We start from the raw sequence: 24,730 nt of genomic DNA, 5'->3' as shown, positions 1-24,730 counted from the left end.
CTATTTCCCTCTTCGCGTGCTAGCCAATTGAATCACCCACGGGCGGTGACTCTCTTTACTGATGATTTCATTGCGCAAACGGATCATCGTCAGTGCGCCAAAGAAGAAGGCAAAACCGAAAATGTTCAGTAACAGCGGCCACAGCATATCGCTTGAAATCGAAGGTTTATCGAATTTAGTGATGGTTGCGCCCTGATGTAGGGTGTTCCACCACTCCACAGAATAGTGAATGATTGGTAGGTTAATCACGCCAACAATCGCCAGAATACCTGCGGCTTTCGCAGCGGTTTTTTGATCGTCAAACGCATGATAAAGGGCAATCACACCGAGATAGAGGAAAAGAAGAATGAGCTCGGAAGTCAAACGGGCGTCCCACACCCACCACGTGCCCCACATGGGCTTGCCCCACACCGCACCTGTAATCAACGCGATAAACGTGTAGACCGCACCAATAGGCGCCATGGCTGACGCCGCCATATCCGACAATTTGACCTGCCATACCAAGCCAATGAACGCGGCGATAGCCATCGACATATACACCCCCATCGACCAAATCGCGGCGGGCACATGGATGTAGATGATACGAAAACTATCTCCCTGTTGATAATCAGATGGCGCGTAGGCAAGGCCCCAGACCGTACCTGCGGATAAACACAACAAAGCTAGAATCGCAAACCAAGGCAGAAACTTACCGCACAGGCGATAGGCCGACTCTGGTTTGGCATAGGGATGAAGCCATTTCCACATTGTTTACTCTCACTTTTACTTCAAGTACCGAATCTCGATTGTTCGGTTTGCAATTTATCTAACCAGATTTTTTCGTGCTTGATCGAACACAATTAATTGACACTTACGCGCAACGCTGCAGCAATCGCAAACGGTGTTAGGGTCAATGCCCCCATAAACATCGCCGCCAAAATCGCCAATTGCCCGTTGTACGCCATGCCTAACGATGCCGCATCAATCGCCGAAGTCGCAAAGATCAAAATGGGGATGTAGAGCGGCAGCACCAGCAAACTGAGCAGGACCCCACCTTTTTGCAACCCCACCGTCAGGGCAACACCAATAGCACCGATAAAGCTTAATGTGGGTGTACCAAGCAGCAGTGTCAGCACCACCGACAACCAAGTGTTCATGTCCAAAGACAACAAAATCGCCAGCAGAGGACTAATCAGAATCAGTGGCACCCCCGTGAGTAGCCAATGCGCCAATACTTTTGAAATCACCACCACCGGTAACGGCACGGGCATCAACATCATTTGTTCCAGCGAACCGTCCTGGTAGTCATCACGAAACAGACGCTCTAAAGACAGCAATGCCGACAAAAGCGCTGCCACCCAGACAATGCCAGGCGCAATGCGCGACAATAGACTCGGATCCGGGCCAATGCTGAGGGGGAAAAGGGTGATCACGATAATGAAAAACCACAGCGGGTTGAAAATGTCGGCCTGACGACGAAACGCAATCAGCAGTTCACGACGAATGATGGTGCTCATGGTTGAAAGCATCAAGCGTCTCCCAACTTAATCTTGCGCAGTTTTGGGTTGTCCGCAAACATGTCCTGATGCGTGGTCAGCACCACGATGCCGCCTTGGTCCGCATGTTTTAGAAACAGCGCTTCCAATACTTTCACCCCTTGCTTGTCAATGGCCGTGAGCGGCTCATCTAAAATCCACAGTTTTTGACGACTGAGCCACAAACGGGCGAGCGCAACTCGGCGTTGCTGACCCGCAGACAACTGACCCACCGGCACATCTTCACGTCCGGCCAAGCCCACTTGAGTCAACGCTTGATACAAGGTCTCTTGGTCACAGTCCGTCGTATGAATTGATTGATAAAAACGCAAGTTTTCCAATGCCGTCAGTTCCCGTTTGATGCCGGTCTGATGGCCAAGAAACAGAAGATCGTGGTGATAACTGTCGCGGTCCGCTTCGATGTTCACCCCGTTCCAGTGAATCTCACCGTCATCACGGTCACCCAGCCCAGTCACAATGCGTAAAAGCGTTGTCTTGCCGGTGCCGTTTCGTCCTTCGATTTGAACCAGTTCCCCCGATTGAATGTTGAAAGATAACGCTTCAAATAACACTCTTTCATCACGAATCGCAGTGAGATTTTTTACTTCCAGCATGAGCTTCTGTATCAATAATTTGGGGCGCTTATATTACCACACCCTAGAAGAGACTAAATAGAGTAAGGGTATTACGAGTCACGAAACTAAGTAAGAAACTGTTAATTTTTAATTATATTCTGAAGCAACTACCCCTTTTTAGTTACATTCATTCATAACCTACACGCATAAAAAAAGGAAGCACATTGGCTTCCTTTTTCACAAATGAAAATCGATTAACGTGACGGTTTTCTCACCGGCCTTTTCGCCCCAGCAGCCGCAGCGGCTTTTCGCTCGGGATGGCTCGTCAGTGGCGGAATCGCCTCTTTACCGGACAGTTTTTTCTGTAGCGATAGCATGAGCTCGGCTTCCGCTTTCGGTAATTCGCACTCTTCAATCAATTCATTGATGTCGGCACCCAGTTTCACCATCTTCGAGGCTCGGCTGTACAAACGGCCATCAGTATCGGCATTTTCCAGCTCTTTCAAACGCTCGTTGAGGTGCAAAATAATGTCTTGTTGCTCCGACACTTTTTGCCCTAATCCGACCATCACAGAGCGAACTTCCAACACCTGTTTATTGGCTTTTTGCAGTTCTTTGTCGAGATGACGAACCTGCTGACGAAAATAATCGGTCTGCTTTGACTGACTGCGGCGCAGACGAAACAACGCCAGCAACAGCAGCAAGACAACCAGTGCACTGCCCCCTGCAATCACAGGCGGCGTTAGCCAAAGAATGTCACCCATTACAGATGAGCCATTTCATCCCATTCTTCATCGGTCAGCAGCTTGTTCAGGTCAACCAGAATCAGTAGTTTGCCATCGCGGTTGCTCACGCCCTGAATGAATTTCGAGCTTTCATCGGTGCCCACGCTTGGTGTGGTATCGATTTCAGAAGAACGCAGGTAAACCACTTCCGCGACGCTGTCGACCAGAATACCGATCACTTGGCGTTCTGACTCAATCACGATGATACGGGTGTTATCGGTGATCTCACCTTGCATCAAACCAAAACGAGAACGCGTGTCGATCACGGTAACCACGTTACCACGTAGGTTGATGATCCCCAGCACGTAGTCTGGCGCACCGGGAACTGGTGCAATTTCAGTGTAACGCAGCACTTCACGCACTTGCATCACGTTGATGCCGTACGTTTCTTCTTCTAGTTGGAACGTCACCCACTGAAGCACTTCGTCGTTAGAGTGTTCTTTTCTCACTTCAACTTCGTTCGCTTGAGACATACCTTTTCCTCTCTAAGTCGTATCCGACAAAAAATGTGTTATTTATCGAGTGCTTTTACATCAAGACCTGCGTTAAGCATAGCTATCAATGCTTGAACATGGATCAATGCGCACATTTTTTCTTTAACCATTCCGGCCAGCCATGGGCGTTTACCCACCTGCTCACGCCAGCGAACTTTTTCACTATTGAGCAGCTCCGTGCCCAGCAGCTTGGTACACGCCAAGCCCCATAAACTTTCGCCTAACATGACGATGTATTGATAATCGTCTTTGTAGCTCTCGTCACGCAGCTTTTCAGCCATCACCCATTTGGCAGTATCCACCACGTCCAACTGCGCGTCGCGGTTGGTTTGTAAGCCTAAATACCACCTCGGGCGACCAATCAGGTGATTGAGGCTGCTCTTGCGATGAATTCCACCCAGTTCGTCCAATGGCACAGCAAAGGTCACGCCATTGACATCAAAGTAGAGCACTTGAAAGGCTTCATTGCGAACCGAATTGTCCCAATGTCCTAGGTCAAAACCACCGGTTTGCGTTTGAGGAGCTTGCTCAACTTCAGGCTCAGCAACCCCTTCATCCAACGTGGGTTCCAACGTCACCACGTCCGGTTCAACCCGTTCAACGGTGTCGACGAGCGGCTCATGTGCAACGACGTCTGTCATCACCTCAGCAACAGGCTCAATATCCCATTCCTGAATTTCGTCCACGACGTCGGCCACATCCAGATGCTGTGCAATCTCGATGGTGTTTTGTTCCATCACCTCTTCGAGATCCAGCTCCGCCACTGGGTTGCTGTTTTCCAGCTGGCTCAGCAAACGCTGAACGTCATCCAGATTCGGCAGTTCAATCTCTTCGAGTTCTTGTTCGAAATAACTCTTTTCTGGCACCGATTGCAACATCGGTTCCAGTGCAGGCTCTGACTCGGGCTGTGGTTGCGGCGCAAGCTCCTCTTCACCCAGCTCCTCATCAAGCAGAGCGGTGAAGTAATCATCTAGCGCTTGTTCACTCGACAGCAACGGGCTACTCATTGATAGCAAGCCTCTCTAAAAACAGCAGTAATTGCTTGTACGCAAACACACCCCGGCTACCTTCCGCAAAATGGGATGCGGGTAAACGTTTCAAACTCGCGTCCCGGAATTTGGTATCAATCGGCACCGCCGAGGTCCATACCTGCTCCGGATAATCTTTCTTCAACTGATTTAATGTCTGCAATGATGCGCGAGTTCGTTTATCGTACATCGTCGGGACAATGGTGACCTTGAATTCTCGGTTGCGCGATTTCTGCATAATGGCCAACGTACGCACCATGCGCTCCAAGCCTTTCATCGCCAGAAACTCGGTTTGTACGGGAATCAAAATACGGTCACTTGCAGCGAGCGCATTCACCATCATCACACCAAGAATCGGCGGGCAGTCAATCAACACGTAATCGTAGCGCTGACGCAAAGCCAGCAACGCGCGTTTGAGGATCAACCCCATGCCGCTGCGGTTGCCCATCACGCGATCCAACGTTGCCAGCGACATGTGCGCTGGAATCAGGTCAATGCCTTCCACATCGGTACGCAGAATCAGAGGCTCCACCGTGTGTTCGGTATATTCACGCAGTTGAAACAGATCAAACAGGCTCGCAGGCACACTATCGGAGTCATACCCCAGATAGGTGGTCAGCGACGCATGGGGATCGGTGTCCACCAACAACACACGCTTGCCTTGCTTACTCAACAAACCCGCCAATGTGATGGTGGTTGTGGTTTTACCGACGCCGCCTTTTTGGTTGGCTACACTCCAAACAATCATAGCGCTCCTCAGGCCAAGCCCACTTCGACCAACATGCGCTCAGCGATGCGGTCCAACGGTAAATCTTCGCTTGAGATGCCGGCTTTCGCGACCGCTTGTGGCATGCCATACACCACGCAACTGTCTTCGTCTTGGGCCCAAATCGTGGCGCCTGCATTTTTCAGCATACGCGCGCCTTCACGGCCATCGGCACCCATGCCGGTCAACACCATCGATAGTACTTTGTCGCCGTAAATTTTTGATGCCGAACCAAAGGTCACATCCACGCACGGTTTGTAGTTCATGCGTTCGCCGCCATCGATAATGCGCAGCTTTGCCGCACCAGGGCGACCTTCCAACATCATTTGCTTGCCACCCGGCGCAAGATACGCCACGCCCGGACGCAACACGTCACCGTCTTCGGCTTCTTTCACTTGGATCTTGCACAGCGAATTCAAACGGCTAGCAAACGCGGCCGTAAATGTCGCTGGCATATGCTGAATCAGCACGATCGGGTGAGGATAATTGGCCGGCAACTTGGTCAGAATTTTTTGCAGCGCCACCGGACCACCGGTTGAGGTGCCAATTGCCGTCAATTGATACTTCTTACCACTGGCTTTAAAACGAGCCGATGCCACGACGGGGCGACTTTGAGTCAACGACGACGTGGATGAAGACGTGCGGTTAAGCAAGCTCGATGGCGATGCTGGCGTTGGTGATGAGGTCGCCGGACGTGAGACGACCGGGCGACGCATAAACGCTTTCTTTGACGCGATTTGAATGACACGTTGTTGCAGCAGCGACACCGCTTCATCGCGGTTACGAGCTATGTCTTCAAATTTTTTCGGTAAGAAATCCAGCGCACCAGCGTCCAACGCATCCAGGGTCGCTTTCGCGCCATCGTGCGTCAGGGATGAGAACATCAAAATTGGCGTCGGATTGGCGGCCATGATTTCACGAACGGCGCTAATGCCGTCCATCACAGGCATCTCAATATCCATCGTAATGACATCGGGTTTGAGGCGCTGGGCTTTATCCACCGCCTCTCTGCCGTTAGTCGCGACATCAATCACTTCTAAACGCGATTCGGAGTTAATGATTTCACTCACACGGCGTCTGAAGAAGCTTGAATCATCAACAACTAATACTTTAATCGCCATAGTTATCCTTATCTTGGGTGGTCAACTAGATTCGCGATGCCGCAGCGTACTGCTTGAGCAAATCAGGCACATCCAGAATGAGTGCGATATGACCATCACTGGTAATGGTTGCGCCCGCCATACCTGGCGTGCCTTGCAGCAGTTTGTCCAGCGGCTTGATCACCACCTCTTCCTGACCAATCAGTGCATCAACCACGAAACCGACACGTTGGCTACCGATCTGTACGATAACCACGTGGCCATGACCTTTACGCGCTTCCACTCGACCTGCCTGTGGCGCGAGCCAGTTTTGCAGATAGAATAGCGGAATCGATTTGTCACGAACGATGATCGTTAGCTGACCATCCACCACGTTGGTGCGGCTCAAATCCAAATGGAAAATTTCGTTCACGCTTGCCAATGGCAGCGCAAATGGGTGACCGGCAACGCCTACCATCAAGGTTGGCAGAATGGCCAGTGTCAACGGCACTTTAATCGTGATCTTGGTGCCTTTCCCTAATTCAGAGTCGATATCAATCGAACCGTTGAGCGTGTTGATCGCAGTTTTCACCACGTCCATGCCCACACCACGACCCGAGATATCCGAGATTTTTTCTTTACTGGAGAAACCCGGCGCAAAGATAAGATTGAAACACTCTTTGTCAGACAGACGCGCTGCCGCATCTTCATCCATCATGCCGCGTTTCACCGCAATACCACGCAGCTTATTCGGATCCATACCGCCGCCATCATCGACGATCGCCAGTTCGATATGATCCCCTTCCTGCGACGCAGAAAGAATCACTTTACCGGTACGCGGTTTACCCGCTTTGACGCGGTCATCCGGCATTTCAATACCGTGGTCGACAGAGTTACGCACCAAGTGGATCAATGGATCCGCCAGCGCCTCAACCAAGTTTTTATCCAAGTCGGTTTCTTCACCGCGCATTTCCAGCACGATGTCTTTTTTCAAGTTACGCGCCAAGTCACGAACCACGCGCGGGAAACGGCCAAACACTTTCTTGATCGGTTGCATGCGGGTTTTCATCACCGCGCCTTGCAAGTCCGCCGTGACCACATCCAAGTTTGCAACCGCTTTTGACATTTCTTCGTCGTTGCTGTTGAGGCCCAAGCTCAGCAGTCGGTTCCGCACCAGAACCAGCTCACCCACCATGTTCATGATGGTATCCAGCGTTGAGGTGTCCACACGTACGGTGGCTTCCGCTTGCGGTTTCTTCGCACCACCAGCCGCTGCCACTTCACGTTTTTCAGCAGGCTCGTCCACCACTTTCGGTGTCGGCGCTGCTTTCGCGGGTGCAACTTTAGGGGTGCTTTGTGCTGCAGGTTTTGCCGCAGGTGCTTTCGGTGCAGATGCTTTTGGCGCTGGCGCTGAAGCCGGGTTCTCGCTGACTGGGCGAGTCGCCATATCTAGCTCTTCCGGAGAAGGACCTTTACCCGCACCGTGCAGTTCATCAAGCAGTTTTTCAAACTCTTCGTCGGTCATCAAATCGCTGTCTGAACCGGCAGAAGGTGCTTTAGCTGCAGGTGCTTTCGGTGTTGGCGCTTGAGGCGTTGGCGGTGTCTCTGGCGCATTCAGTGACGGCCCTTTGCCTTTGCCATGCAGCTCATCCAGAAGACGTTCGAACTCGTCATCGGTAATGTCGCCGCTTGCATCGCTACTTGCCGGTGCTGGCGTCGGTTGTGTTGGCGCAGCGGGTGCTGCCGCTTGAGCATCTGCGCCCGGAGCGCGGCCTTTGCCATGCAGCTCGTCGAGCAGTTTCTCAAACTCGTCTTCGGTAATGTCATCGATCGAATCGGCCTCAACGGCGCTGACGGGTTCGGCAGGGGCAATATCAGCCAATTCAGACTCAACTTCTTCAATCACGTCTTCGATCACCATCTCTTCAGCAACGGTTTCTTCAACGTCATCGTTGTCTTCAGATTCAGGTCGGCACAGTTGATGAAGCTCTTCAAGCAACTCGGGATCTGCCGCTTCAAGCGGTTCATGCTCTTGGACTGCACGGAACTGTTCGTTGACGGTATCCAGCGCACGCAGCATGGTATCCATCAAACGAGGAGACACGCTGCGTTGACCGTTTCGCAAAATATCGAACACGTTCTCGGCACCGTGGCACGTTTCTACCAGTTCAGTCAGAGATAAGAAACCTGCACCGCCTTTCACGGTATGAAAACCGCGGAAAATCGCGTTTAAAAGGTCTCGGTCTTCTGGATTATTCTCTAACTCGACTAGCTGTTCAGACAGCAGTTCGAGAATTTCACCCGCTTCAACCAAAAAGTCCTGAAGAATGTCTTCGTCTAAATCGTAGCTCATACGTTACCCCTAAAATCCAAGACTCGATAGCAAGTCGTCTACTTCGTCTTGAGATGAAACCGCGTCACTGCGTTCATGAGGATTCAAAATTGGCCCCTCTGGATCAGTCGATGCTTTTTTGGCTTTGTCTTGTTGTTCTATGTGATTGCTGCCAAAGACTGTCAAAATATCGACCAGACGTTTTTCGACTTCATTCACGAGTGTAATCACGCGACGAATAATCTGCCCAGTCAGGTCTTGGAAGTCTTGAGCCATCAGAATTTCGGTCAATTGCCCGCGCAATTCACTGCTGTCACCTTCTATTTGAGAAAGAATGTTGTCGATTCGGTGACACAATGCTTTGAACTCACTCAGTTCAATTTTGCCATGCATCAGTTCGTTCCATTGAGGACGAACCAACAGTAAGCTCTCGTGCAAACTGTCTGCTATCGGCATGCAACGATCCACGGCGTCCATGGTCTTGTTGGCAGCAATTTCTGTTTTTTCAATGACGTACTGTAATCTGTCTCGCGCATCAGGTATTTCGTCATTGGCGATCTCGCTCATGCGATCATCGATATGGAACTGCTTCAGCGAATCATGCAGTTCGCGCGTCAGTTCACCAATCTCCTGCAGCATCGGATTGCGTTCCGATTCGTACATCTGCTTGAGTAAAAGATTGGCGCTGTCTTGCTGTCCATTCTCGAGTAATTGAACGAGTTCTTTGGCTTGTTCTAATGAAATCATCCGGTAATTAACCTTTCACGCGTTTGAATAGAGCAAACTTTTGTTCTCACGAAAGTTCTTAGAGACGCTCGAAGATTTTTTCTAGTTTTTCTTTCAGCGTCGCCGCGGTGAATGGTTTAACGATGTAGCCGTTAACGCCAGCTTGAGCCGCTTCGATAATCTGTTCGCGTTTTGCTTCGGCAGTGATCATCAGTACCGGCAGGTGTTTCAATTCGTCGTCCGCGCGAATGTTTCTCAGAAGATCAATGCCTTGCATGCCTGGCATGTTCCAATCTGTGACCACGAAATCAAATTCACCCTTTTTAAGCATCGGCAATGCCGTCAAGCCATCGTCCGCTTCTTGAGTGTTATTGAAACCCAGATCGCGGAGTAGGTTTTTTACAATACGGCGCATTGTTGAAAAATCGTCAACAATAAGGATCTTCATGTTTTTATTCAAAGTTGCCTCCACTGAGTTCGAAATCAGTGATATTTAGTCGTTTTGTGTCCAAGAGCTCAATTTGGTTCTCAGACGTTGCATTGCTTGGCTCAGTATTTGGCTCACGCGGGACTCACTCACGCCAAGTACTTCACCAATTTCTTTCAAGTTTAGCTCTTCATCATAATAGAGCGAAAGTACTAAAGCTTCACGCTCAGGAAGTGATTTTATTGACTCAACCAATGCTTTGCGGAACGATTCGTCTGCCACACCTTTAAAGGGTGAATTGTCTTCATCGTCATCCACTGGCGAAATGGCATCGTCTGTCACACCTAAGTCTTCAATTCCGACAATTCGTGAACAGTTTATGTCGGTTAACACGCTATGATATTGATCTAACGACATACCCAGATGTTTTGCGACTTCACTGTCGGTCGGATCGCGATTCAGCTCTCCTTCCAACACTGCAATTGCCTGACCGATTTCACGATTGTGCTTGTGCACCGATCGTGGCACCCAGTCACCACGTCGAATATCGTCGAGCATTGCGCCCCGAATACGAATTCCGGCGTAGGTTTCAAAACTCGCACCTTTACTTCCGTCGTAGTTCTTCTGTGCTTCAAGCAAGCCGACCATGCCGGCTTGTATTAAATCTTCAATAAGGACACTGGGAGGTAAACGCCCGATTAAATGATGAGCTATACGCTTAACCAGCACGGAATATTTATCCAGAAACAATTTCTGGCTATTCATATTGCCGTACTGATCATAAGTAAGCGCTTTATTCACCGAATGGTTCCCCTACTATTTCTGACCGATTAAGTAGCCTTTCCACAAAGAATTCTAAATGCCCACTTGGGGTTCTTGGGATCGGCCAAGTTAAGGCCTTGTTCGCCAGCGAGCTAATCGCTAACGCTGCGGGTGAACGCGGGAAGGCATCCACCACAATTTTTTGTCTTTTGACTGCCTGACGTACATTATCGTCCAAAGGAATACAGGCGACGAGTTCGAGGCTAACATTCAGGAAGCGCTCTGTGACTAACGTCAACTTCGCGAACAACTCCCTGCCTTCACGATAGCTCCTGACCATGTTCGCAACAATCTTAAATCGCTGAACTTGGTGTTCTCTGCTCAAAAGTTTGATCAATGCATATGCATCCGTGATAGAAGTCGGTTCATCGCACACCACCACCACGACATCTTGCGCGGCTCGTGAAAAGCTGACCACCATGTCGGAGATACCGGCTGCGGTATCCACCAGCAAAATGTCCATCTCATCTTCGAGCGAGCCAAATGCGCGAATCAACCCCACATGTTGCGCGTGGGACAGTTCGGTCATCGACTGCGTTCCAGACGTGGCGGGAATGATACGGATACCGTGCGGACCGTCAACGATCGCATCTTTGAGTTCGCATTCCCCGGCGAGAACATGACCTAAATTGCGTTTGGGGCGAATGCCGAGCATCACGTCCACATTCGCTAATCCTAGGTCAGCATCCAGCACCATGACTTTTTTTCCCTGGCGAGCCATGCAAATGGCCATACCCAGAGTCACATTTGATTTGCCCACGCCCCCTTTACCACCAGTCACCGCGATGACTTTGGTTACAGAAGGCTGGGTTAAACGACGTAAGCCGCTTGCTTGGTCATATATCATTTTGTTCGTCATAATCTGTCCGCCGCCTAGAATCTCTCTGAATCACTGTTCCAGTAATGAGGTTCATCTTCTGTCGACTTCTCTAGCAACTCGTTTGCCTTCGCTACCATGTATTTGGGCTGAGCAATCACTATGTCTTCGGGTACCCGCTGACCATTGGCGATGTACGCCACTGGCAACGAATTTTGAACTACAACACTGACAAATTCGCCTAAGCTCAAACACTCATCGAGCTTAGTCATAATGCACCCAGAAAGAGGAATTCTTCTGAAGTGCTCAATGGTTTCCTGCAACACTTTGCGTTGTGCGGTTGCCGGCAACACCAGATAACTGTGAATGATTTCACCACTCTCTTGCATGAGGGTGTCGAGCTGCTCTGACAGGCGCACATCGCGCTGCCCCATACCCGCTGTATCCACCAAAATCAGGCGACGATTACGTAGCTGGTATATTACATCGGCTAACTCATTGGAATCTTTAGCAACTCTTACAGGACATCCCATAATTCGTCCATAAATGGACAATTGTTCATGGGCGCCGATACGGTAGGTGTCGGTGGTCACAAGGGCGACGTTGTCGGAGCCGTACTCCATCGCTGCACGTGCAGCCAGCTTCGCCACCGTGGTGGTTTTACCCACGCCCGTTGGCCCTAGTAACGCAACCACGCCACCACGTTTGAGAATGTCTTGTTTCACCACTGGAATTTGGTCGGAGACCAAACCGAGTAACGCTTTCCACGCTTTTTGCGGTTGCGTATCTTCGGGAATATAACAGGCCAATTGGTCCGCCAAATCCAATGACACACCCATGCGTTCAAGACGTTTGATCAACATTGCGCGCAGCGGTTCACGGCGTTCCACTTCCTGCCACATCAAACCGGACACTTGATGCTCCAACAAACGACGAATCGACGTCATTTCTTCGCGCATGTTCTCCAGTTCATTGGGATTGGCAGGCGCTTCTTCTTCACGTTGGCGTTCGTAGCGAGATGGATCCAAGCGTGGACGACCACGCGATTCAGAACGCTCTTCCGCCAACAATTTGGCCAGTGGCGATTCATTGCTGAGCTGTCGTGCGAGCGGTGAACGATTGTCTGATGTGCGATTATCAGCCAAACGGTTGTCGGCCAAACGCTTATCGGCACCATAGTTGTCCGACTGGCGTTTCAGCAGCGCAGACAGTGAATCCTCGTTTTCTGCACGATGCGATGGCTCATCTTCTTGCGCGCCATTGCTGTACTGCTTGAGCATGTTGGCAAAGCGTTGCGTCATCGAATTGCCGTTCCCTGCGCCGTTAAGGCTCACGCGGTCATCTTGCAATTCTCGACGCGTCGCTGTGTTTTTCAGTGCGGGCGATGCCTGAGTGCCGACGTGTCTTGGTTGTGAACTGTACTGTTTCGGTGCTGCCGGTGCGACGGATGCACTTTCACCGTCAACGGCCGCCACGATTTCGACGCCACCCGCGACTTTTTTGTTTGACATGATCACCGCCTCTGCGCCGAGCTCTTCTTTCACTTGAAGCAGCGCTGTTCTCATGTCTTTGGCAAAAAATCGTTTAATTTTCAAAGCAGCTATCCATTATTAAGTGAGGACGTTCAGTTGCCGACCGCCTGCACAATGCGAATTTGTTTTTCGTCTGGTATCTCTTGATACGACAGCACTCTTAGGTTCGGAATCGTATTTTTGACGAATTTAGCCAAGGTAGAACGTAGGACACCGGATGTCAGTAGTACCGCCGGCTCGCCTTTCAGTTCCTGCTCTTGCGTTGCTTGGCTTAATGCCATCTGCAAGCGCTCCGCCAAGCCAGGTTCAATCCCTGCCGATTCTCCGCCTGAAGCCTGCATGGTTTGATGCAAGATTTGTTCCAGCTCAGGAATCAACGTAATGACCGGAAGCTCTGGTTCTATGCCATTGATTTCTTGAACGATTAGGCGTTTCAGCGCAATACGAACCGCCGCAGTCAGAATGTCGGGTTCTTGACTCTTACTTGAATATTCAGACAAGGTTTGCACGATGGTTCGAATATCGCGAATCGGAATCGCTTCATGCAGCAAGTTTTGCAGCACTTTGACCACCACGCCCAATGCCAATTGATCCGGCACAAATCCATCCACCAAACGCGGCGCCGAACGGCCGAGCATTTCCAGCAAGTTCTGCACTTCTTCGTGACCAATCAGTTGCGCGGCGTTGTTGGTCAGCAGTTGGCTCAAATGCGTCGCCAACACGGTGGATGAGTCGACCACGGTGTAGCCCAGCGCCTGAGCGTGTTCCCGCTGCTCTTCGCGAATCCACACCGCCTCCAGACCAAACGCCGGGTCATAGGTGTGTTCGCCATCAATCATGCCATACACTTGGCCGGGGTTGATGGCCAGTTCTTGATCGGGGCGAATCTCTGCTTCCCCTACAGCCACGCCCATCAGCGTGATGCGGTAGCTGTTTGGCGTCAGTTCGAGGTTGTCACGAATGTGCACCGGCGGAATGAGGAAACCAAAATCTTGCGATAGTTTCTTGCGCACCCCTTTGACGCGCTCCAACAGCTCGCCGCCTTGGTCGCGGTCTACCAATGGGATCAGGCGATAGCCCACTTCCAAACCAATCACATCGACGGGCTGAACATCGTCCCAAGACAGCTCACGTTGGGTGGGCGCATCGCCCTCCACTTTGGCTGGTAACTGGGCATCGCTTTCGGCTTTTTTCTGTTTCCGTTGAATCAGATACGCACCACCACCCGCCAGAATCGCTAAACTCAAGAACGAGAAATGCGGCATGCCCGGCACGATACCCATCACCCCAAGAATCGCCGCGGTGATCATCAGCGCTTTCGGGTTATCGAACAGTTGGAAGATAACCTGTTGACCCATGTCTTCATCGGTATTTTGACGCGTCACCATGATCGCAGCGCCGATCGACAGCAACAACGACGGGATCTGAGCCACCAGACCGTCACCGATGGTCAGCAGGGTATAAATTTGGATGGCTTCGCTAAAGCCAAGGTCGTATTGAATCATCCCGATGGTCAGACCGCCGAGGATGTTGATAAACAGGATCAGGATACCGGCAATCGCATCCCCTTTCACAAACTTGGACGCACCATCCATTGAGCCGTAAAAGTCCGCCTCTTTGGTGACTTCAAAACGGCGTGTGCGCGCCTGCTCTTGATCGATCAAACCGGCATTCAAGTCGGCATCAATCGCCATCTGTTTGCCCGGCAACGCATCCAAGGTAAAGCGTGCGCTCACCTCTGAAATCCGGCCCGCACCTTTGGTGACGACCATGAAGTTGATGATCATCAGAATGAGGAACACCACCAAACCGACGGCGTAGTTCCCGCCAATCACGACGTTACCAAACGCTTCGATCACGTTACCCGCAGAGCCCGGCCCTTCATGACCGTACAGTAAAACCACCCGCGTCGAGGCCACGTTCAGCGCCAAGCGAAGCAAGGTCGCAATCAAAAGCACGGTAGGGAATGCGGCGAAATCCAGAGGTCGCCGGGTATACACGGTCACCAACAACACCACCATCGACAAAGCAATGTTGAAGGTAAAAAACAAGTCAAGCAGGAAGGCGGGCATCGGCAGCACGACCATCGCCAACGTGGCCAATACCATGATCGGCGCACCGATCGCAGGCATACTACGTTGAGGGATGTTGGGCAATTTGTCCGCAAATGGCAGAGTAAACTTCATAGGCTGCAAGCAATTAGTGGTTGAAAATTAAGAGACGCAACAAGACGTTGGCGTTGTGATGCAAGTTTTAGTCCATACCAAGTGTCAAAAACTTGGCTAGGCATTCTCGCGTTTGGCTTGGCGAGAAAAACATGTCCCATTAAAAAAGGTTGCCCGCAGACAACCTTTTTCTCGCGTCCTTCCCTTACGGGTGGACGTTCCAAGCCACTTTACCCTGGCGGGTGTGGGGATCGTAGTCAATGCACATCAAGCCTGAGGTCGGGAACATCGGCGGCACCATATCCGCCACAAACTCGGAAGCCAGATAGCCCACCAACGGCAGATGTGACACCAACAGCAGCGAGTCGAGCGTTTCCAACTCAACCAGCGCCGCTAAATATTCAAACACACTCTCAGCCTGACCATAAGGCGTAATGTCGTCACAAATCTGCACGTGGCGAGCAGAAAAATAACGTGACACTTCCTGCCACGTTTGCTGCGCACGAAGATAAGGGCTGACCAAAACTTTATCGATAGTATGCAGATCTTGTTGTTCGATACAGGCACGGGCGACCGCGACTGATTCGCTGCGACCTCTGTCTGTCAAAGCTCGCTCTGCGTCGCTGGCTGCATAGTGATGCGCTTCACCATGACGCATGATAAATATTTTCATTAGGTATACCTATTTGCTCTTCTACACACAGGCAGTCTGATGCTGCTTTGTCGCCGATTATAGCAATCCCTAAAGTAAAGACTTAGACCGGGGTAACAGTCTATTAAAAAGTCAGCTTTAGGACTAGAATGACATTCTGCTCAAAAAATCACAGGCTTGAATTTGCGCCGTTTCGTTTCAACGCCATACTTAAAAAATCAAAGCCCTATCGGAGAACTTCTGTGCACATTAGCCCAAATGATTCAAATAGCTACCGACATCTGACTCTGTCCAATTCGTTGCGTGTGCTGTTGATCCACAATGAAAGTGCTCAGAAGTCTGCCGCCGCATTAGCCGTCAAGGTTGGCCACTTCGACGATCCTAAAGAACGCGAAGGGTTAGCCCATTATCTGGAACATATGCTGTTTTTAGGTACGCGAAAATACCCTAAAGTGGGCGAATTTCAAAGCGTAATTAATCAGCATGGCGGAACCAATAATGCGTGGACTGGAACGGAACACACATGTTTCTTCTTCGATGTATCACCGAACGTGTTTGAAAAAGCGCTCGATCGTTTCAGCCAATTTTTCACCGCGCCGCTGTTTAATGCCGAAGCCTTAGACAAAGAGCGCCAAGCGGTCGACTCCGAATACAAACTCAAACTGAGCGATGATTCTCGCCGTCTCTATCAAGTGCAAAAAGCCACCATTAACCCGGCGCACCCGTTTGCGAAGTTCTCGGTTGGCAACCTTGAGACACTCGGCGACCGTGACGGCAGCAACATTCGTGACGAAATCATCGCATTTCACGAGCAACACTATTCTGCCGATTTGATGACGCTGGTCATCATGGGGCCGCAAAGCCTTGATGAGCTCGAACACTGGACGCGCGACACATTCAGCGCGATTGAAAACCGTCATTTGGCGGACAAAGTCATTGATGAACCCTTTGTCACGCCGGAACAAACGGGGTTGATGATTCAGGTTGAGCCACTCAAAGAAATTCGCAAACTCATCATGAGTTTTCCGATGCCCAGCACCGATGCCTATTATCAGCGTAAGCCGCTGTCCTACTTTGCCCATTTGATTGGTTATGAAGGCGAAGGCAGCCTGCTGCTTGCCCTAAAAGAGAAAGGATGGATCACATCGCTGTCTGCCGGTGGTGGTGCCAGCGGCAGCAATTACCGTGAGTTTTCCGTCAGTTGTGCCTTAACCCCGCTGGGGCTTGAGCACGTCGATGACATCATTCAAGCCTTGTTTGAAACGTTAACGTTGATCCGCGAAAACGGGTTGAACGCATGGCGCTACACCGAAAAACGCGCGGTGCTGGAATCAGCCTTTCGTTTTCAGGAAACCTCACGCCCGCTGGATATCGTCAGTCATTTGGTGATCAACATGCAGCATTATGCCGCTGAAGACATCATCTACGGCGATTACATGATGCAAACCTATGACGAAGCGCTGCTGCGTGAAATTTTGACCTATCTGGTGCCAGAAAATCTGCGTGCAACGCTAATTGCACAAGGGCTGGACTACGACCGTGAAGCCGATTGGTATTTCACACCGTATTCCGTGCGCCCATTCAGCGCCCAACAAATGGCCCAATTCCACCACCACAGTATGTCGCTGCCACTTGAGCTGCCGGGAGAAAACCCGTTTATTTGCGATCAGCTTGACCCGCGCCCATTGGAAGACGACACTCAAACCCTGCCGCAAGTGGTGCAAGACCTCCCCGGCTTTCGCCTATGGCATCTGCAAGATACCGAATTCCACGTGCCGAAAGGCGTGATTTACATTGCCATCGATAGCCCACATTCCGTGGCGAGCACGCGCAATATCGTCATCACGCGGCTGTGCGTCGAGATGTTCCTCGACACGCTGGCCAAAGAAACGTATCAAGCAGAGATTGCCGGCATGGGTTACAACATGTACGCCCACCAAGGCGGCGTGACACTGACCATTTCCGGGTTCAGCCAGAAACAGCCACAGCTGATGAAGATGATTCTCGATAAATTTGCCCGACGAGAATTCAGCGAACAACGGTTTGACACCATCAAACAACAGTTGCTGCGCAACTGGCGCAACGCCGCCCATGACCGCCCAATTTCACAGCTGTTCAATGCCATGACCGGCTTACTGCAACCCAATAACCCGCCCTACGGCCAATTGTTGGAAGCACTGGAAACGATCCACGTCGGTGAACTGGCCGAATTCGTAGAGAAGATCCTCGCGCAACTGCACATCGAAATGTTCGTGTATGGCGATTGGCAACAACACGATGCGATAGCCATGGCAGAAGTGCTCAAAGATGCACTGCGCGTCAAAAACCAGACTTACGAAGAGTCGCTGCGCCCGCTGGTAATGTTGGGCGACAACGGCACCTTCCAGCGTGAAGTGAATTGCGATCAAGATGATTCCGCGATCGTGGTCTACTACCAATCGAAAGATACCGAACCACGCAGCATTGCGCTGTATTCGTTGGCAAATCATCTGATGTCAGCCACCTTTTTCCACGAAATCCGCACCAAGCAGCAACTGGGTTATATGGTGGGCACAGGCAATATGCCACTCAATCGCCATCCGGGCATGGTGTTGTACGTTCAATCCCCCAATGCTGCCCCGGCGGAACTGATCCGCTCCATCGACGAGTTCCTCAATGCGTTTTACATGGTGCTACTGGAGCTCAACGAATATCAATGGCACAGCAGTAAACGCGGGTTGTGGAATCAGATTGCCACACCGGATCCAACACTGCGCACACGAGCGCAGCGTTTGTGGGTCGCCATCGGCAATAAAGACTGGACGTTCGATCAACGAGAAGTGGTTTTAGAAGAGCTGAAACAGCTCAGCCGTTCCGACATGATTCGCTTTGTGGTGAATGAGCTGAAACCGCGCACCGCCAACCGACTCATTATGCACACGCAGGGCAATGCGCACGAAGATGCAGAGCCGCTGAGTTTAGGCCAAGAAATCGGCTCAATTGAAGAGTTTCAACTGCGGCCAAAAGCGTACGATCTCGGTTAACGCTCCGATGCCACAATGGTTTTCAGGGTGTGTGGATGCAGTTTGATGCACACGCCCTGCCATTTAAACGCCACCGTTGGGTTGTTCAACCGCTCCCCTTCACCTTTCGGGCTCGACAATTTGGTTTTCACGCCCAATTCTGCCAAGTTCGGCCATTGCCGCGCGAAGTCTGGAAAACGCTGTAACAACTCATGGAGAAAGTCATCGGCAGTTTGCGCTTGTGATGGAATCACAAACTCCACATGTTCCCAGCTTTGCTGTGGATACATTTTTCCCGGCGCGGGATAAGGCAACTCTAAACACTCAATGCGCCACGGCTCAGCGACCAAAGGCTGATGAAATGCCATCACAATGATCGGGCGACCATTAATCTGCGCGCAGGAAATTTCTTCCGCTTCATCCAACCATGCCGCATGGGCGGCTTTCGCCAATTCCAAATCATTGATTCTGAGTGCAATGTGGTCCAGCGTATGGGTAGATAAATCCATATGCAAAAGCTCGGATAATTGCTGAATTTTATGCATAAATTCTGCGAGTTTGTCTTTCATTTGAACAGGATGAAGGCCTGATTCCATCAGCGACTGAAGCATTTTAACTACTCAAAATAATGATTTGTCGTCGATGTTACCAAGATTCAACCGAAAAGTAGAAAATTTCGTAATTTTGTCCCTATAAGCTCTGTCATAAAATTGCTATCATGTGCGCCAATTTATGAACAAAATCGAGATATGCATTCACGACTGCCAAGTGAATAAAATGCATATCCAACCAATTCCCAGAATTGAAGGACACGCGTGTGAATATCCAAGCACTGATTAATGACAAAGTATCTCAGGCTCTTGAAGCCGCTGGCGCACCTGCAGGCAGCCCTGCAGCCGTTCGCCAATCCGCAAAACCACAGTTTGGTGATTACCAAGCCAACGGCGTTATGGGCGTTGCAAAGCAGTTAGGTACAAATCCGCGAGAATTCGCGCAAAAAGTCATCGATGTGCTTGATTTAGACGGTATCGCGAGCAAAACCGAAATCGCAGGCCCTGGGTTCATCAACATTTTCCTAAGCGAAGAATTCTTAGCGAAACAAGCGGATGCAGCACTGGCTGACGAGCGCCTGGGTGTGGCAAAAGAAGCACAACAAACGATCGTGGCTGACTACTCAGCGCCAAACGTTGCCAAAGAAATGCACGTGGGTCACCTGCGTTCAACCATCATCGGCGATGCTGTGGTTCGCACGCTGGAATTCCTCGGCCACAAAGTGATTCGCGCCAACCACATTGGCGACTGGGGCACACAGTTCGGGATGCTGATTGCCAACCTTGAGCGCGTGCAGCAAGAATCTGGCGAAGTGTCGATGGAACTGTCTGACCTTGAAGCCTTCTACCGTGAATCGAAAAAGCTGTACGATGAAGATGCAGAATTTGCGGAAAGAGCACGTAACTATGTGGTGAAACTACAAGGTGGCGACGCATTCTGTCTCGACATGTGGAAGAAACTGGTCGATGTGACCATGATTCAAAACCAACGCAACTACGACCGCCTGAACGTGTCACTGACGCGTGACGACGTGATGGGCGAAAGCATGTACAACGACATGCTGCCAGGCATCGTGGCAGACTTGAAAGAGAAAGGTCTGGCTCAAGAAGATGACGGCGCGCAAGTGGTCTTCCTCGAAGAGTTCAAAAACAAAGACGGCGAGCCAATGGGTGTGATCATCCAAAAACGCGACGGCGGCTTCCTGTACACCACCACAGACATCGCGTGTGCGAAATACCGTTACGAAACACTGGGCGCAGATCGCGTGCTGTACTTCATCGACTCTCGTCAGCATCAACACCTGATGCAAGCGTGGACCATCGTACGCAAAGCGGGTTACGTGCCTGAAGAAGTGACTCTGGAACACCACGCATTCGGTATGATGCTGGGCAAAGACGGTCGTCCATTCAAGACACGTGCTGGCGGCACCGTGCGTCTGGCCGATCTGCTGGATGAAGCCGAAGAACGTGCAAAAGCCCTGATCGAATCGAAAAACCCAGATCTAGGCGCTGACGAGAAAGCGGATATCGCGACCACTGTGGCAATGGCTGCTGTGAAATACGCAGACCTGTCAAAACACCGTACTACTGACTACGTGTTTGATTGGGACAACATGCTGGCATTTGAAGGCAACACCGCCCCTTACATGCAGTATGCGTACACACGTGTTGCGTCTATCTTCGCAAAAGCAGGCGTTTCACCAGACAACCTGACGGGCGACATCAAGATCACCGAAGAGAAAGAGAAAGCACTGATCGCCAAACTGCTGCAATTTGAAGAAGCGGTCCAATCGGTGTCTCGTGAAGGTCAACCGCACATTCTGTGTAGCTACCTGTTTGAACTAGCGGGTCAATTCTCAAGCTTCTATGAAGCCTGCCCAATCCTGATTGCTGAAGACGAAAGCGTGAAACAAAGCCGCCTCAAACTGGCCGCGCTGACCGCGAAGACCATCAAACAGGGTCTGTCGCTGTTGGGTATCAAAACGCTAGAACGTATGTAATCAATAAATTGAGACGATTCAAAGGCTGGCACATGGTGTCAGCCTTTTTTATTGGCGTATAATGGTGACTTCTGTCGCATTCCGACGGCATCAACCATAACGGACAACACCATGAGTTTCGAACTTCATCCTCAGTTAGCAAAAGATACCGATGTCATTGGCCATTTCCCATTATGTGTCGCGCTGCTGCACAAAGACGCTGCCGTGCCTTGGGTCATTCTGGTTCCGAAAAAAGCGAATCTGAAGGAACTTCATCACTTGCCAATGCATGAACAGCAGCAATTTCTGCTCGAATCCCAAGCGATCAATCAAGCGCTGGAAGCCTTGTTCCAACCAGACAAACTCAATTTGGGTGCGCTAGGCAATATGGTTCCTCAGCTGCATATCCATCACATCGCTCGTTTTGAACACGATGTCGCTTGGCCAGGTCCCGTGTGGGGCAACACCCCGGGCGAACGTCGCAGCGAAGCCGACCAAGACACCATGTTGACTAAACTGCGCAATGTCCTTTCCTTGAGTTCGCTGTTTGTGGCCGTTTAAACGCCGTAAAAAAAGCCGCTTAACGCGGCTTTTTTCGTTCCGATTACATCGTGACCGTCACAGACAATCCTTGGTCCCGATTGAGGGAGTAACGCACTCGCGTGACACGATGCGCTGCATTGGTATCAATAAAGCGTGAAATAACGCCTTTCTTAATCCACACCGCCAACATCGCATCCACGCCATCTTCACTGAGCGCAAACCGCTTCGCGAGCTCTTTGCGCGAAATCCCGCCTTGCGCTGCAATCGCTTGTTTTAGCTCAGTTAAAATCATGCAATTTGCACCTCAAGACGCTGTTGCTTGCGACCTGCTCGTTTGAGTAAATGAAAGACCAGCGCGCAGCCCAACACAATACCGACGATCCAACTGGCACTCTTCATCGGTGCGTCACTGAAATGTGCCGCTTGATTGAACAATGCTGCCGAAGCATAGGCCAAGCCCATCGTCCACACCGCAATAAAGCGCGCATAGCGAGTACCGAATTCACGCACGTACGCCCCCATCGCGGCCACACAGGGTGTGTAAAGCAGAATGAAAATCAGGTAAGAGAACGCAGCATAACTGGTCACAAAGTGGCTGTTCAGGTTGCCAAAAATCGAGGCATCGACGTCTTGATCTTGCGCCACCGACGCGCTGTCAGACAAATCGCCCACTTCAATGCCCAGCGGATCTGAGAAGTTTAGTCCCATCAGGTTTTCAGGAATCGACATCACCGCATCTTTGAGGCTGCCCATCAGATCGTACTCAGCATCGTCGCCTTCTGCAGAGGTGTACAGATTGTTTAACGTCCCGACCACCGCTTCTTTGGCAAAGATACCCGTGATGATACCAACCGTCGCTTGCCAGTTATCTTGCTTGATCCCAATCGGTTCAAAGACCGGCGTCACCACCTGCGCTGCTTTAGACAAGACCGAGTTGTCACTGTCTTCGTTGCCAAATGAGCCGTCGGTACCGACCGAGTTCAAGAAGCTCAGCACCGCCACCACAATCACGATGGTTTTACCGGCACCCAACACAAAGCGTTTCAGCTTCTGCCACGTTTTGATCAGTACGTTTTGCAGCGTGGGGACTTCGTAGTCTGGCATTTCCATCACTAGGTTGTCACTTGAGCCCGGATACAAAGTCTTCTTCAATACCCAACCGGTAAATACCGCCGCAATGATGCCCAGTAAGTACAACGCAAACACCACATTTTGGCCACTTTCCGGAAAGAATGCCGCCGCAAACAGGGCATACACAGGCAAACGCGCACCACACGACATAAATGGTGCCATGGATGCGGCTAATTTGCGCTCACGCTCTTGATCAAGGGTTCGCGTTGCCATGATCGCAGGCACGTTACAGCCAAAACCAAGTACCAGCGGGACAAATGCTTTACCCGGCAGGCCAATTTTCTGCATCACTTTATCCAGAACAAATGCCGCGCGAGACATGTAACCTGAACTTTCTAACACCGCCAGGAACAGGTACAAACACGCGATCACTGGAATAAAGGTCGCTACTGTCTGAATACCGCCGCCAAGGCCATCGGCCAGCACCGTCACTAACCAAACCGGCAAATGTCCGTCCAACACATAGTGGCCACCATCGACCAATAAAGCGCCCACACCGATATCAAAGAAATCGATAAATGCGCTCCCGATGTTAATGGAGAACATAAACATCAGGTACATCACCACAAAGAAGAACGGCACACCGATCCACTTGTTCAGTACCAAACGGTCTGCTTTTTCCGTGAAGCTGTGACTCAATTTGCCTTCACTGCGGCGCACTTTCTGACACAACTGATGCAGATACGTGTATTTGCAATCCGCAACCAGCAGATCGATGTCGGTGGCACACAAGCGCTGCTCGTGCGCAATCTGCTCGCGATGAGATTCGGCTAAGCCATTGATCACCAGCAAGTCATTTTCTAGTGCGCGAATCGCCAGTGCGCGTGCAGCCACTTCTTGATTTGAAAACAGCGGCATCAAACGCGCAATCGACGCTTCAAATTCAGTGCCATAGTCCAAATCAAGCTGTTTCAGTGCGACGCCTTTCACCAACAATTCGTGTAATTTGTCTTTAAATCGGCGAACTTGACTCTTGTCGTGTGCCGACAACGTCAACACCGGGCAACCCAGCGCTTTTTCTAGTTTCTTCACATCAATGGTTTGACGTTCACGTTTTAACGCGTCCATCTTATTGAGCACCACCACCATCGGGCGCGCCAATTCACGCAGTTGCAGCGTCATATATAAGCTGCGTTCCAAACAGGTCACGTCAACCACGTTAATAATCAGGTCGGCCGGATGGGTGAGCACCGCACGTGATGCGATAGACTCATCAATGCTGTTGCTGTCGTTCCCGCTGTCGAGCGCGTAAATGCCCGGTAGATCCGTTAATCGACATTCGTCACCACCATGTTGATAACGGCCCGTCTTTTTCTCGACAGTCACCCCTGCCCAGTTGCCCACTTGTTGTTTGGCACCCGTCAGGCCGTTGAAGAGTGTTGTTTTACCGCTGTTGGGGTTACCGACCGTTAGAACGTTATAATGCATTACGCTTTCTCCACATCAATCGCTGCGGCAATACTTTCCCGTACTGCAATAGACACACCACGAACTTCAACTTGCAAAGGATCACCCATCGGCGCACGACGAATTAAAGTGACCTGCGTGTTTGGTAACAACCCCATCACCATGAGTTTTTTTCGAACATCGGTCGACAGACCATTCAACGCCAGAATCTGGCCGGATTCACCCGCTTTTAAATCAGATAATTTCATCGTAGCCACACGCAATCGTATTGTTAATGAGAAATATTATTATTAATAATGTGAATCATACTCTTCCACCCCAGCTATGTAATTGTGTGAAATCAAAGATTGCACCAATTGAACCGTCATTTTTGTTAATTATCCGCCCGTCAAAAACGTTAATC

Annotated in this window: 23 protein-coding genes and 1 pseudogene; 3 read left to right on the top strand and 21 right to left on the bottom strand. The window is 50.7% G+C overall.

The window, feature by feature from the left end:
- The 17 genes and pseudogenes from ACF8PK_RS03415 to sixA form a co-directional block, all read right to left on the bottom strand.
- Window positions 1–747, bottom strand: coding sequence for a heme ABC transporter permease (locus tag ACF8PK_RS03415; RefSeq protein WP_004724520.1), 747 nt, complete (start codon window positions 745–747; stop codon window positions 1–3).
- A gap of 92 nt (window positions 748–839) precedes the next feature.
- Window positions 840–1,508 (bottom strand): heme exporter protein CcmB, encoded by a 669-nt coding sequence (gene ccmB, locus ACF8PK_RS03410; protein WP_004724522.1) that lies wholly within the window; start codon window positions 1,506–1,508, stop codon window positions 840–842.
- Complete coding sequence (gene ccmA, locus ACF8PK_RS03405) at window positions 1,508–2,128, bottom strand: cytochrome c biogenesis heme-transporting ATPase CcmA (RefSeq protein WP_014204646.1); 621 nt, start codon at window positions 2,126–2,128, stop codon at window positions 1,508–1,510. The genes ccmB and ccmA overlap by 1 nt, the downstream gene beginning before the upstream one ends.
- A 215-nt stretch (window positions 2,129–2,343) precedes the next feature.
- Entirely contained in the window at window positions 2,344–2,853 is a 510-nt protein-coding gene (locus ACF8PK_RS03400; protein ID WP_004724525.1) for a DUF2802 domain-containing protein, read from the bottom strand.
- Window positions 2,853–3,347 (bottom strand): chemotaxis protein CheW, encoded by a 495-nt coding sequence (locus ACF8PK_RS03395; RefSeq protein WP_004724527.1) that lies wholly within the window; start codon window positions 3,345–3,347, stop codon window positions 2,853–2,855. Before ACF8PK_RS03395 ends, ACF8PK_RS03400 begins: the two co-directional genes overlap by 1 nt.
- Window positions 3,348–3,385: 38 nt before the next feature.
- Window positions 3,386–4,375 carry a chemotaxis protein CheW gene (locus ACF8PK_RS03390; RefSeq protein ID WP_392440056.1) on the bottom strand — a complete coding sequence of 330 codons (990 nt, stop codon included), beginning with the start codon at window positions 4,373–4,375 and terminating at the stop codon, window positions 3,386–3,388.
- Window positions 4,368–5,144, bottom strand: coding sequence for a ParA family protein (locus tag ACF8PK_RS03385; protein WP_004724531.1), 777 nt, complete (start codon window positions 5,142–5,144; stop codon window positions 4,368–4,370). Before ACF8PK_RS03385 ends, ACF8PK_RS03390 begins: the two co-directional genes overlap by 8 nt.
- An 8-nt stretch (window positions 5,145–5,152) precedes the next feature.
- Window positions 5,153–6,283 (bottom strand): chemotaxis response regulator protein-glutamate methylesterase, encoded by a 1,131-nt coding sequence (locus ACF8PK_RS03380; RefSeq protein WP_004724533.1) that lies wholly within the window; start codon window positions 6,281–6,283, stop codon window positions 5,153–5,155.
- 25 nt (window positions 6,284–6,308) lie between these two features.
- On the bottom strand, window positions 6,309–8,594 hold the full coding sequence (locus ACF8PK_RS03375) for a chemotaxis protein CheA (RefSeq protein ID WP_014204644.1): 2,286 nt from the start codon (window positions 8,592–8,594) through the stop codon (window positions 6,309–6,311).
- Window positions 8,595–8,603: 9 nt separating this feature from the next.
- A complete protein-coding gene (locus ACF8PK_RS03370) occupies window positions 8,604–9,320 on the bottom strand; it encodes a protein phosphatase CheZ (protein ID WP_004724536.1) in 717 nt (238 codons plus the stop codon).
- A 58-nt stretch (window positions 9,321–9,378) separates the two neighbouring features.
- A complete protein-coding gene (gene cheY / locus ACF8PK_RS03365) occupies window positions 9,379–9,747 on the bottom strand; it encodes a chemotaxis response regulator CheY (protein ID WP_038150782.1) in 369 nt (122 codons plus the stop codon).
- Between the two features lie 45 nt (window positions 9,748–9,792).
- Entirely contained in the window at window positions 9,793–10,527 is a 735-nt protein-coding gene (locus ACF8PK_RS03360) for an RNA polymerase sigma factor FliA (protein WP_014204643.1), read from the bottom strand.
- The gene (locus ACF8PK_RS03355) at window positions 10,520–11,407 is read right to left on the bottom strand and encodes a MinD/ParA family protein (protein ID WP_004724540.1); all 888 of its coding nucleotides are present in this window, start codon (window positions 11,405–11,407) and stop codon (window positions 10,520–10,522) included. Before ACF8PK_RS03355 ends, ACF8PK_RS03360 begins: the two co-directional genes overlap by 8 nt.
- Before the next feature lie 14 nt (window positions 11,408–11,421).
- Window positions 11,422–12,510: a flagellar biosynthesis protein FlhF gene (gene flhF, locus ACF8PK_RS03350; protein WP_390904238.1), complete on the bottom strand. Its 1,089-nt coding sequence runs from the start codon at window positions 12,508–12,510 to the stop codon at window positions 11,422–11,424.
- 32 nt (window positions 12,511–12,542) lie between these two features.
- Window positions 12,543–12,960: pseudogene (locus ACF8PK_RS03345) on the bottom strand (flagellar biosynthesis protein FlhF); the annotation flags it as partial.
- Between the two features lie 29 nt (window positions 12,961–12,989).
- Window positions 12,990–15,083: a flagellar biosynthesis protein FlhA gene (gene flhA, locus ACF8PK_RS03340; protein ID WP_004724545.1), complete on the bottom strand. Its 2,094-nt coding sequence runs from the start codon at window positions 15,081–15,083 to the stop codon at window positions 12,990–12,992.
- A 184-nt stretch (window positions 15,084–15,267) separates the two neighbouring features.
- On the bottom strand, window positions 15,268–15,735 hold the full coding sequence (sixA, locus tag ACF8PK_RS03335; protein ID WP_004724546.1) for a phosphohistidine phosphatase SixA: 468 nt from the start codon (window positions 15,733–15,735) through the stop codon (window positions 15,268–15,270).
- A 221-nt stretch (window positions 15,736–15,956) separates the two neighbouring features.
- Here sixA and ACF8PK_RS03330 point away from each other — a divergent pair, with 221 nt between their 5' ends.
- A complete protein-coding gene (locus ACF8PK_RS03330; protein ID WP_055465370.1) occupies window positions 15,957–18,737 on the top strand; it encodes an insulinase family protein in 2,781 nt (926 codons plus the stop codon).
- Here ACF8PK_RS03330 and ACF8PK_RS03325 read toward each other — a convergent pair.
- A complete protein-coding gene (locus ACF8PK_RS03325) occupies window positions 18,734–19,327 on the bottom strand; it encodes a VOC family protein (RefSeq protein WP_392440051.1) in 594 nt (197 codons plus the stop codon). The genes ACF8PK_RS03330 and ACF8PK_RS03325 overlap by 4 nt on opposite strands.
- Before the next feature lie 206 nt (window positions 19,328–19,533).
- Between ACF8PK_RS03325 and argS the strand changes: the two genes are divergently transcribed.
- Entirely contained in the window at window positions 19,534–21,267 is a 1,734-nt protein-coding gene (gene argS / locus ACF8PK_RS03320; RefSeq protein WP_014204638.1) for an arginine--tRNA ligase, read from the top strand.
- 111 nt (window positions 21,268–21,378) lie between these two features.
- Entirely contained in the window at window positions 21,379–21,807 is a 429-nt protein-coding gene (locus ACF8PK_RS03315; RefSeq protein ID WP_004724553.1) for an HIT domain-containing protein, read from the top strand.
- A gap of 43 nt (window positions 21,808–21,850) precedes the next feature.
- Here ACF8PK_RS03315 and ACF8PK_RS03310 read toward each other — a convergent pair whose 3' ends face one another.
- From ACF8PK_RS03310 to ACF8PK_RS03300, 3 genes are read right to left on the bottom strand one after another with little or no spacing between them, the layout of a single operon-like run.
- Window positions 21,851–22,081: a FeoC-like transcriptional regulator gene (locus ACF8PK_RS03310; RefSeq protein WP_004724555.1), complete on the bottom strand. Its 231-nt coding sequence runs from the start codon at window positions 22,079–22,081 to the stop codon at window positions 21,851–21,853.
- Complete coding sequence (feoB, locus tag ACF8PK_RS03305) at window positions 22,078–24,348, bottom strand: Fe(2+) transporter permease subunit FeoB (protein ID WP_004724556.1); 2,271 nt, start codon at window positions 24,346–24,348, stop codon at window positions 22,078–22,080. The genes ACF8PK_RS03310 and feoB overlap by 4 nt, the downstream gene beginning before the upstream one ends.
- On the bottom strand, window positions 24,348–24,575 hold the full coding sequence (locus ACF8PK_RS03300; RefSeq protein WP_004724558.1) for a FeoA family protein: 228 nt from the start codon (window positions 24,573–24,575) through the stop codon (window positions 24,348–24,350). The genes feoB and ACF8PK_RS03300 overlap by 1 nt, the downstream gene beginning before the upstream one ends.
- Window positions 24,576–24,730: the final 155 nt, after the last annotated feature.

It is taken from the genome of Vibrio sp. CJQ_6 (assembly GCF_043106745.1).
Taxonomy (GTDB): Bacteria; Pseudomonadota; Gammaproteobacteria; order Enterobacterales; family Vibrionaceae; genus Vibrio; species Vibrio furnissii.
The sequence above is the reverse complement of the archived record's forward strand: the minus strand, read 5'-3'. Positions and strand labels throughout refer to the sequence as shown.

Excerpts from the sequence above, each read along its gene's own strand:
- ACF8PK_RS03415 (WP_004724520.1), bottom strand. The coding sequence starts at position 747 with ATGTGGAAATGGCTTCATCCCTATGCCAAACCAGAGTCGGCCTATCGC.
- ccmB (WP_004724522.1), bottom strand. The coding sequence starts at position 1,508 with ATGCTTTCAACCATGAGCACCATCATTCGTCGTGAACTGCTGATTGCG.
- ccmA (WP_014204646.1), bottom strand. The coding sequence starts at position 2,128 with ATGCTGGAAGTAAAAAATCTCACTGCGATTCGTGATGAAAGAGTGTTA.
- ACF8PK_RS03400 (WP_004724525.1), bottom strand. The coding sequence starts at position 2,853 with ATGGGTGACATTCTTTGGCTAACGCCGCCTGTGATTGCAGGGGGCAGT.
- ACF8PK_RS03395 (WP_004724527.1), bottom strand. The coding sequence starts at position 3,347 with ATGTCTCAAGCGAACGAAGTTGAAGTGAGAAAAGAACACTCTAACGAC.
- ACF8PK_RS03390 (WP_392440056.1), bottom strand. The coding sequence starts at position 4,375 with ATGAGTAGCCCGTTGCTGTCGAGTGAACAAGCGCTAGATGATTACTTC.
- ACF8PK_RS03385 (WP_004724531.1), bottom strand. The coding sequence starts at position 5,144 with ATGATTGTTTGGAGTGTAGCCAACCAAAAAGGCGGCGTCGGTAAAACC.
- ACF8PK_RS03380 (WP_004724533.1), bottom strand. The coding sequence starts at position 6,283 with ATGGCGATTAAAGTATTAGTTGTTGATGATTCAAGCTTCTTCAGACGC.
- ACF8PK_RS03375 (WP_014204644.1), bottom strand. The coding sequence starts at position 8,594 with ATGAGCTACGATTTAGACGAAGACATTCTTCAGGACTTTTTGGTTGAA.
- ACF8PK_RS03370 (WP_004724536.1), bottom strand. The coding sequence starts at position 9,320 with ATGATTTCATTAGAACAAGCCAAAGAACTCGTTCAATTACTCGAGAAT.
- cheY (WP_038150782.1), bottom strand. The coding sequence starts at position 9,747 with ATGAAGATCCTTATTGTTGACGATTTTTCAACAATGCGCCGTATTGTA.
- ACF8PK_RS03355 (WP_004724540.1), bottom strand. The coding sequence starts at position 11,407 with ATGACGAACAAAATGATATATGACCAAGCAAGCGGCTTACGTCGTTTA.
- flhA (WP_004724545.1), bottom strand. The coding sequence starts at position 15,083 with ATGAAGTTTACTCTGCCATTTGCGGACAAATTGCCCAACATCCCTCAA.
- sixA (WP_004724546.1), bottom strand. The coding sequence starts at position 15,735 with ATGAAAATATTTATCATGCGTCATGGTGAAGCGCATCACTATGCAGCC.
- ACF8PK_RS03325 (WP_392440051.1), bottom strand. The coding sequence starts at position 19,327 with ATGCTTCAGTCGCTGATGGAATCAGGCCTTCATCCTGTTCAAATGAAA.
- ACF8PK_RS03315 (WP_004724553.1), top strand. The coding sequence starts at position 21,379 with ATGAGTTTCGAACTTCATCCTCAGTTAGCAAAAGATACCGATGTCATT.
- ACF8PK_RS03310 (WP_004724555.1), bottom strand. The coding sequence starts at position 22,081 with ATGATTTTAACTGAGCTAAAACAAGCGATTGCAGCGCAAGGCGGGATT.
- feoB (WP_004724556.1), bottom strand. The coding sequence starts at position 24,348 with ATGCATTATAACGTTCTAACGGTCGGTAACCCCAACAGCGGTAAAACA.
- ACF8PK_RS03300 (WP_004724558.1), bottom strand. The coding sequence starts at position 24,575 with ATGAAATTATCTGATTTAAAAGCGGGTGAATCCGGCCAGATTCTGGCG.